The organism is Luteibacter sp. P4_D7_3 (genome assembly GCF_056401735.1).
This window is the reverse complement of sequence record NZ_JBFUIT010000199.1, coordinates 1-7,485: the sequence shown is the minus strand read 5'-3', so window position 1 is coordinate 7,485 and position 7,485 is coordinate 1. Positions and strand designations below refer to the sequence as shown.

Below are 7,485 nucleotides of genomic sequence, written 5' to 3'. Positions count from 1 at the left end.
CCTTGCAGGTGAGGGGCAACGACACGGTAGTCACGGTATCGCGGGCGATTTCGTCCTGGCAGTGCGTCGCCAGGTAGCCCTTCATGGCATCGGACGGCTCGTAAACGAACGTCCGATGCCCATGAGCGGCGAATACCTTTGCATCGATACCGGTTCCTGCGCCGAAATCCAGCACGTCCGCTCCCTTGGGAAGCAGGTTCAGCGCCAGGGCCTGGAACCGCTCGCGTACCTGCCGGTCGCGCGGGGATGTCTGAATGACCGCATGGTATTGCTCCCCGGTATGCATAACCCCCGCCTCTCCATCGATAAACACGTGGGTGCCGGTGGGGGCATGGAAAGTTGCGTAGGTGGGGCTGTTTTCCAGGGCACCCACGCGACGTGGGGCCCTGCATGACTGTGGTGAGACGCGCGTTCGGCAGGTTGTCCAATGAGCGCAAGTAACAGCGGCTCGAGGCAGCCCCTAAGGCACCGAACAGGCACTCACGTTACGGTTGTTCGTCTCCCGGCCGATGTCGGCAAAGACCTGGGAAGCTAACGGCGTCCACGACGTCCACTCGTGGATGCCAGGCCCGGTGACGATATGCGTCGGCGGAATGGCTGGCGTCAACAGCGGCATATTCGGCGCAAATTTGTCTCTGTCGCCGTACGCCAGCCACACGCGCTGGTCTCCGCCAGGATGGCCCGCCCAGGCCTTGGCCCGGCGCCATATCTGCGACTGCCAATTGTCGGGTCCCGGCGTGGCAACCGGCGGCGCTTGCCAGTGGTCCAATCCACCTGCCTTGCGTACCTCGTCGAGCACGCGGCGTTCGCCCAGGAAGGGCGCAAGCAGCACGATCCCATCGACATCACATGGAAAGGTCGTGTCGTAAAGGAGGGCTCCCATGCCACCCAGCGACGCGCCGACCACCCACACCTGTCGGTAGCCCTTCTCACGCGCGGCCCGGACCATGTCGTGCAGCTCGGGCATCGCGCGACCATCCTTGTAGTAGCCGATCGTCATTTCGATCAGAGCCACGTCCGCGTCCGGCCATTGCTCACGGATGGCCCGTCCGATCCCTCCCGCCTCCAGCGACTGAAGGTTGTCAGCTATGCCGGGAAGCACCAGGACCATGCGTTGCGCGGTCTCTGGAGCCCTCACGAGACGTACCGCCGGAGGACGTGACGTGTCGCGCACGGGATAGCACGCGGTGAGCCCCAGTGCGACCGCGATCATGGCCATGCAACCGAAGCGCTTCATCGGGCAGGAAAGCCGGGCGCGGTGGCTTTACCCGTAACGGGCCTGGCGAACAGGAAGCCCTGTTGCAGCACTACCCCAAGGTCCAGTAACGCCGAGGACTCATCGGCCGTCTCCACGCCCTCGCCGATCACGCGCACGCCAAGGTCTTCGCATAACTGGCTTACGTGCCGCACGATGCGTTGACGCACCTTGTCCGTATCGATCGAGCGGATAAGGCCGATATCCAGCTTCAGCAGGTCAGGCTGGAAGTCCGCCAGCAGGTTCAGCCCTGCGTAGCCGGCACCAAAGTCATCGATTGCCGTGAGAAATCCGTGTGCTCGGTAACTCTGCAGGATCGAGAGCAGGTGGCGATGATCGATGATGGCCTCGTGTTCGGTCACCTCGAAAATGATGCGCGACAGCGGCCAGTTCAGCCGCTGCGCCGCAGCCAGCGTCGTGCGCAGGCAATGCTCGGGGATGTACACGGCGTTAGGAAGAAAGTTGATCGAGACCATCGAGGGCAGCTCGGCCTCAACGGCACACTCCAGCGCCCTCACCCTGCACTTCTGGTCGAAAGCATATTGGTTGTTCTCATCGACCGCGGAGAGGACATCCGCCGCGGACGCACCGTCCGCTCCACGAACCAGTGCCTCATGGGCGAAAACCGTTCGCTCGGCAGCGTCCACGATGGGCTGGAACGCCATCGTGATGGCACCGGCGAAGGCTTCGCCATGACGACATGCAACGCACGAGTCCCGCTCACCCATCGCACCCTCCAAAGTCCCGCGAGCCACCCAAGGTCCCTGCCCGGGCAGCCAGCTGAGCGCCGCATGCCTGGGCCCCACGGGACCGGTCTGGGCCCATCATGCCGCCTTTGCCATGGGGCGGCGTGATGAGCGCCTCGACGTTTCGCCTCGTTACTTTTTATCTTGCGCCAGTGGCAGAACCTTCTCGCGTAGCACCTTGTACTCAGCGTCCACGACTTCCTGGTTCGGATCGTGCCCTGAATGCTCAAGCAGCACGAAGCCCTTCGCCGGTGCCTTGATGCTCTCGTAATACCGGCGGGCCAGCTCCGGCGGTGCCAGGAGGTCATGCGCACCTTCGACAAAGAACACCGGAATGGTGAAGTCCAACCCCAGCTTCGGCAGGTCCACCTGCGACAGCATGCCGTCGCCGTGCATCCCGACGAAATTCATGAATGAGTAGTCTTCGCCGGCTTCGTAGTCGGCTTCGGCTTTTGCCGTTGTGTAGGCCGGTGCTCGGTGCCAGCTCTCGGGCGGCGGCAACGTGACCTTGGCTTCGTACTTGCGAATCACCCGGCGCACCTTGCCGAAGCTACGCGGGTCGGTCCACGGCGGTAACCCGACCTGCTCGAGCACGGCAAGGGAGTCCTTGTCATTCGCGCTGGTGGCGAGCGCCAGGAGCTTCCTGTAGCTCGCAGCCTGGGCTTCCACGGAGTTGACGACCTGCGACGTACCCACGTACGCGTAGAACAACTCCGGATGCGCCTTGACCATGTAAACGGCAAGGATCGAGCCCCAGGAACTGCCCCACAAGATGACCTTCCGCTTGCCATACTTCCTGGCCAGATAGGCGGCAAGTTCGTTGCCGTCCTGCGCCATCCTTTCGATCGTCAGTTTCTCGTCCGATGCCGGCGGGCTCCGGCCATAGGTCATGCCCGATCCGCGCTGGTCCCACTGGACGACGATGAAGTCGCGTTCGCCCGCGCCGTAGATGCTGTCGGAGAGGCCGCTGAGGGGATTACCGGGTCCACCGCTGATGAAGAGAAGGACAGGGTTGGCGCAGCTGTCGCCCTTGGCCGTTACCCACTGTTCGATGCCTCCGATAGTGACAAAGCCCGAATCGTCGACTTTGGCCGGCTTGCCCTTGCACGAAGGCGAAAGGCTTGCATCGCGCGTCGAATGCCCTGCAAGCGCATCCGCGGAAACCGAGAGTGGTGCCCATAGAACAGCTGCCAGCCCCAGAGCCAGCGCGATGAATCTCGTCACAGTCCACTCCCCTGTCAATGGCGGATACGCCATCTCGATGGAATATAGCGTGTCTCACCGGACCGCACACAGCAGGCCCGAACCCGCCCGCGTATGATCGACGCAACTCCTTCTATGCACCGGTGACGACGCCTGTGGAAACCTTCGATGTAGTAGTGATTGGGGCCGGTCCTGCCGGCATCAGCGGCGCGGTGGCCGCCGGATTCATGGGCGCGCGTACGCTCCTGATCGAGAGGGAGACGCAGGTCGGTGGTGCGGGCATCAACACCGGCACGATCCCGAGCAAGACCTTGCGCGAAACCGCCCTGGCGCTTTCGGGCATCCGTTCCCGCCGCCTCTATGGCGTCGATCTGTCGCTTCGACGCGAAGCCACGATCGCGGATTTCACACACCATCGCGATAACGTGATGCTGGGCGAGCACAGGCGCGTGGGTCACCGTCTGGATGGTCTGGCCGTCCAGCGACGCGTCGGATCGGGAGCCTTCGTTGATGCGAACACGGTATGCGTGACAGGCCCGGGAAATGAAACCGAGCTGGTGCAAGGCGGCATCATCCTCATTGCCACGGGCTCGTCGCCGTTCCGGCCTGCCGAATTTCCTTTCGAACATCCCCACGTGCACGACTCCGACGAGATCCTCAACATCGAGTCCGTGCCGCACGTGCTGGTGATCGTCGGCGCCGGYGTCATCGGCTGCGAGTATGCGTCGACATTCTGCGCGCTCGGCACCACCGTGCATCTTGTCGACGGTCGGTCGTCACTGCTTCCCTTCATTGACGCCGAAATCTCGAGCGCCCTCACGACAGCACTGACGGCGCTGGGCGTACACCTGCACCTGGGCGAACGTGTCGCGCAATGCGTCACCCATGACGATGGCAAGGTCGAGGTGATACTGGCATCGGGTGAGTCACTGGCCTGCGACGATGTATTGGTCTGTTCCGGGCGGACCAGCAACACCGAACGATTGAACCTGGGCGCCGCAGGCATTGTCCCTGGTAAGCGTGGCCTGATCGATGTCGACGAGAACTTCCGCACCTCGGTGCCCCATATCTACGCCGCAGGCGATGTGATCGGCGCGCCGGCCCTCGCCTCTACGGGCATGGAGCAGGCCCGAGCCGCCATGAACCGAGCCCTGGGATCGGACCTCAAACGCGATGTCGCCTCGTTACTGCCCACGGGTATTTATACGATTCCCGAGATCGGCTCCATTGGCGCTACAGAAGAATCGCTACGCGCAGAAGGCGTCGACTACATCGCGGGCCGCTGGCGGGCCGCAGACACGGCACGAGGATGCATCCTCGGCGATGACCACGGCATGATCAAACTACTGTTCCGGCGTGTCGACATGAAGCTTCTCGGCGCGCATGTGATTGGTGAGCATGCTACCGAGACTGTGCACATCGGCATGATCGCCATGCTGATGGATGCTGGAGCAGACCTTTTCAACAAAGCCTGCTTCAACTTTCCCACGCTTGGCGACCTTTACAAGTACGCGACCTACGATGCGCTGATCCAGGAAAGGACATCCAGGGACGGCCTGGCACGACCGACAAAGTAGCGACATGGACAACGATTGCTACACCGCAACCCTCTCGCCCTGATCGATACCTGTCCACGCGTATTGCACCACTGAATATTTCTCGCGCGAGGCAACCGAAGCCAGTCGCCGGGGCACTCACGTCCAGTCAATGTTGATGGTTGGAGCCGGTACACCGGCCCCGCACCGTTGCGCTGCCTCAGCCCCACGGCCTACGAGACCATTCGCGATGCTGGATATCCAGGTAGGCCACGGGGACCGGGGAGCCCTATCCGCCGCTCGCCACGGTACAGGTCGCTGCGCTGCTGAGGAGTTGGCGATGGATACCACGCGAGAGCGTAATCACGAGGATTATCGATGACAGAAGCCATCAACGAGCGTTCGGATGGAGTAACGCCGGTGGTTTCGGTCGTCCTACCGACCTACAACCGCCTGCCGCTGCTGCGCCTTGCCATTGCATCGGTAGTCGGACAAACATTCGGCGATTGGGAGCTTATCGTCGCCGACGACGGTTCCACCGACGACACGCGTGGTTATCTCGAAACGATCGATGATCCACGCGTCCGGTCCCTCTCGATGGAGCACCGCGGCGATCTCACTTCAGCACGCAGCGCCGGCCTCAAGCACGCGCGCGGCAAGTGGGTGGCATTTCTTGATTCGGACGACTTGTGGCTGCCCGGAAAACTGGAATTGCAACTGCACCGGCTCGCCGCGCAGCCTGGATGCCGTTGGAGTTACACGGGGTACTCGCTGATTGATACGGACGGAGTGTCCCTGCCGGAGCGCTCGGACCGTCTGCCTCGTCCGGTTTCAGGGGACATCCTCGAACCATTGCTTCGGTTGACGGCCTCGACACCGGTGCAGACCATGCTCGTGCAGCGATCGCTGATCAAGGAGATCGGCGGTTTCGACGAAACAATCCCCATCCATTCCGACTACGACTTCGCGCTGCGACTCGCTGCACGCAGCGAGGTCCTCGCGTTACCCGAAATCCTGACTCGGGTTCGCGAACACCCGGACAGGACCACCTCGCGCTTGCGCCTCGCGGAGCTCTACGCCGATCAGGGGCGCGTATTCCGCAAAGCCGCGGCGGCCACGACGGACCGAAAATTGCGGGTGCTGTGCCTGCACCAGTGCGTGATGCAACTGGCCGGACAAGCAGCGGCATTGTCGCGGGAAAGGTCACACAGGGCCGCGTTCGCTGCGTTGGCCCGCGCCGCCCACATCGCACCTTTCAAAGGAGTGGTCTGGCGAACTGCGGCGGGATGCGCAGGGCGGGCGTTGGGCGTCTTCACATAAAGACGTGAATCACGATCAGGCTGGACGCCGCATCGCCGCCCGGTGAAGCGTACCGGCAGGCGTGGATCATGCGGGGCGATTCGATGGATGGCGTTTCGATGGATGGCGTTCGCCGATGCGTCCCAGTCCCCGACGAGCACGGCCCGGCCTGCCGACGGCGGCGTGATCGGTGCGCCGGCCCGCGCCGCGACGGGCATGGAACAGGTCCGAGCCGCCATGAACCGCGCCCTGGGCTCGGACCTCAAGCGTGACGTCGCCACGCTACTTCCCACGGGTATTTATACGATTCCCGAGATCGGCTCCATTGGCGCGACCGAAGAAAGGCTTGCTTCAACTATCCGACACTTGGGGACCTTTGTAAATACGCGACCTACGATGCGCTGATTCAGGAGCGAGCATCCAGGCAAGCTCCGGCGCGGTCGGCGAAGTAGCTAGCTTTCGCGACGCGCCCGAGAGAGCCAGGCCGACTTCGACCCCGGCAGAGGATCTAGCGCTGTATGGAAGGGACTTGGGGCTGTATGTCCTGAGATGGCTGCTGAACCGCTTGCATCTGACTCTGCTCAACTTGCGCCTGCTTATTTGCCTGAATGTGCGTCAATGCCTCCGCGCTGCTTTGCTGGAGCGGCGTCTGGACGGCTTGCATGACATCCACGTCGGTATATTGTTTTAAGGGCGAATTAAGGGCCCCTGGACCGCGTAGGCGCGGCTTGCATCATCCGACAGAACAACATGATCGATGCGGTTGAATCCAGCGGCCGTAGCGGCTGAGACCAAGCTCCCCGAGAGCATCTGGCTATGCGGCCCCGTCTCTCGCTGGTGGTCTTTGTCGAGCTGCGCCACGCACTGGAATGCTTGGTCGTACATTCCTTTTGCCGGGTGACCGACGTCCATCATGCTCGGCGCCTTGTGCTCCGCGACCGCCTCAGCCATCGATGCGAGCGTCGCCTTCCCCACCACGCCGTCGGGATGCAGCCCGTGATCGTGCTGAAAGGCCTTCACCGCGAAATCGGTACCGGGACCAAATGCCGAATCAGCCTCGAGCGGTTTACCGTGTGCGTCCTCGTAGCCGAGAGACGCGAGCGACGTCTGAACGTTGCCAACGGCATCGCCTCGATCCCCCTTACGAACAACTCCGTTGTGCTCTTTGTCATGCGTCTGTGGAGACTTACCTTCGGCCAGTGCGATCCCGGCTCGCAGTGTGGGACCGTGGCCTGTCTGGATCAGCTTATCGGCATACGACTTGTCGGTGGCATATCCCGCCTTTGCCATCGCCGCGGCCTCCTTTTCCAGATCCCCCTTCACACCCGGGTCGAAGAGGCCCGCTTTCGCGTACCGAGGATTATCGGCAAGGAAGTTTCCGCGATCTGCCACCGAGTCCGCGTACGAGTCATACACGCGAAATTTCTCCTTCGACATGATTGTGTTG

General features: G+C 62.5%; 8 protein-coding genes. 3 read left to right on the top strand and 5 right to left on the bottom strand.

Annotation, left to right across the window (positions count from 1 at the left end; genetic code table 11):
- The 4 genes from AC1DSN_RS15470 to AC1DSN_RS15455 form a co-directional block, all read right to left on the bottom strand.
- A partial coding sequence (locus AC1DSN_RS15470) for a methyltransferase domain-containing protein (protein ID WP_477331515.1) occupies nt 1-373 on the bottom strand: 373 nt, incomplete at its 3' end.
- An 87-nt stretch (nt 374-460) separates the two neighbouring features.
- Nucleotides 461-1,237: an alpha/beta hydrolase-fold protein gene (locus AC1DSN_RS15465; protein WP_477331513.1), complete on the bottom strand. Its 777-nt coding sequence runs from the start codon at nt 1,235-1,237 to the stop codon at nt 461-463.
- Complete coding sequence (locus AC1DSN_RS15460; RefSeq protein ID WP_477298159.1) at nt 1,234-1,983, bottom strand: EAL domain-containing protein; 750 nt, start codon at nt 1,981-1,983, stop codon at nt 1,234-1,236. The genes AC1DSN_RS15465 and AC1DSN_RS15460 overlap by 4 nt, the downstream gene beginning before the upstream one ends.
- Nucleotides 1,984-2,133: 150 nt before the next feature.
- Nucleotides 2,134-3,225: an alpha/beta fold hydrolase gene (locus AC1DSN_RS15455; RefSeq protein WP_477298160.1), complete on the bottom strand. Its 1,092-nt coding sequence runs from the start codon at nt 3,223-3,225 to the stop codon at nt 2,134-2,136.
- A 134-nt stretch (nt 3,226-3,359) separates the two neighbouring features.
- Here AC1DSN_RS15455 and sthA point away from each other — a divergent pair, with 134 nt between their 5' ends.
- From sthA to AC1DSN_RS15440, 3 genes are all read left to right on the top strand, one after another.
- The gene (sthA, locus tag AC1DSN_RS15450; RefSeq protein WP_477331511.1) at nt 3,360-4,781 is read left to right on the top strand and encodes a Si-specific NAD(P)(+) transhydrogenase; all 1,422 of its coding nucleotides are present in this window, start codon (nt 3,360-3,362) and stop codon (nt 4,779-4,781) included.
- A 336-nt stretch (nt 4,782-5,117) separates the two neighbouring features.
- Nucleotides 5,118-6,059: a glycosyltransferase family 2 protein gene (locus AC1DSN_RS15445; RefSeq protein WP_477297379.1), complete on the top strand. Its 942-nt coding sequence runs from the start codon at nt 5,118-5,120 to the stop codon at nt 6,057-6,059.
- Nucleotides 6,060-6,161: 102 nt separating this feature from the next.
- Nucleotides 6,162-6,443: a hypothetical protein gene (locus AC1DSN_RS15440; RefSeq protein WP_477297380.1), complete on the top strand. Its 282-nt coding sequence runs from the start codon at nt 6,162-6,164 to the stop codon at nt 6,441-6,443.
- 282 nt (nt 6,444-6,725) lie between these two features.
- Here the strand turns inward: AC1DSN_RS15440 and AC1DSN_RS15435 are convergent.
- On the bottom strand, nt 6,726-7,485 hold a 760-nt coding region (locus tag AC1DSN_RS15435), incomplete at its 5' end, for an XVIPCD domain-containing protein (protein WP_477331509.1).

Excerpts from the sequence above, each read along its gene's own strand:
- AC1DSN_RS15440 (WP_477297380.1), top strand. The coding sequence starts at position 6,162 with ATGGCGTTCGCCGATGCGTCCCAGTCCCCGACGAGCACGGCCCGGCCT.
- AC1DSN_RS15460 (WP_477298159.1), bottom strand. The coding sequence starts at position 1,983 with ATGGGTGAGCGGGACTCGTGCGTTGCATGTCGTCATGGCGAAGCCTTC.
- AC1DSN_RS15445 (WP_477297379.1), top strand. The coding sequence starts at position 5,118 with ATGACAGAAGCCATCAACGAGCGTTCGGATGGAGTAACGCCGGTGGTT.
- AC1DSN_RS15465 (WP_477331513.1), bottom strand. The coding sequence starts at position 1,237 with ATGAAGCGCTTCGGTTGCATGGCCATGATCGCGGTCGCACTGGGGCTC.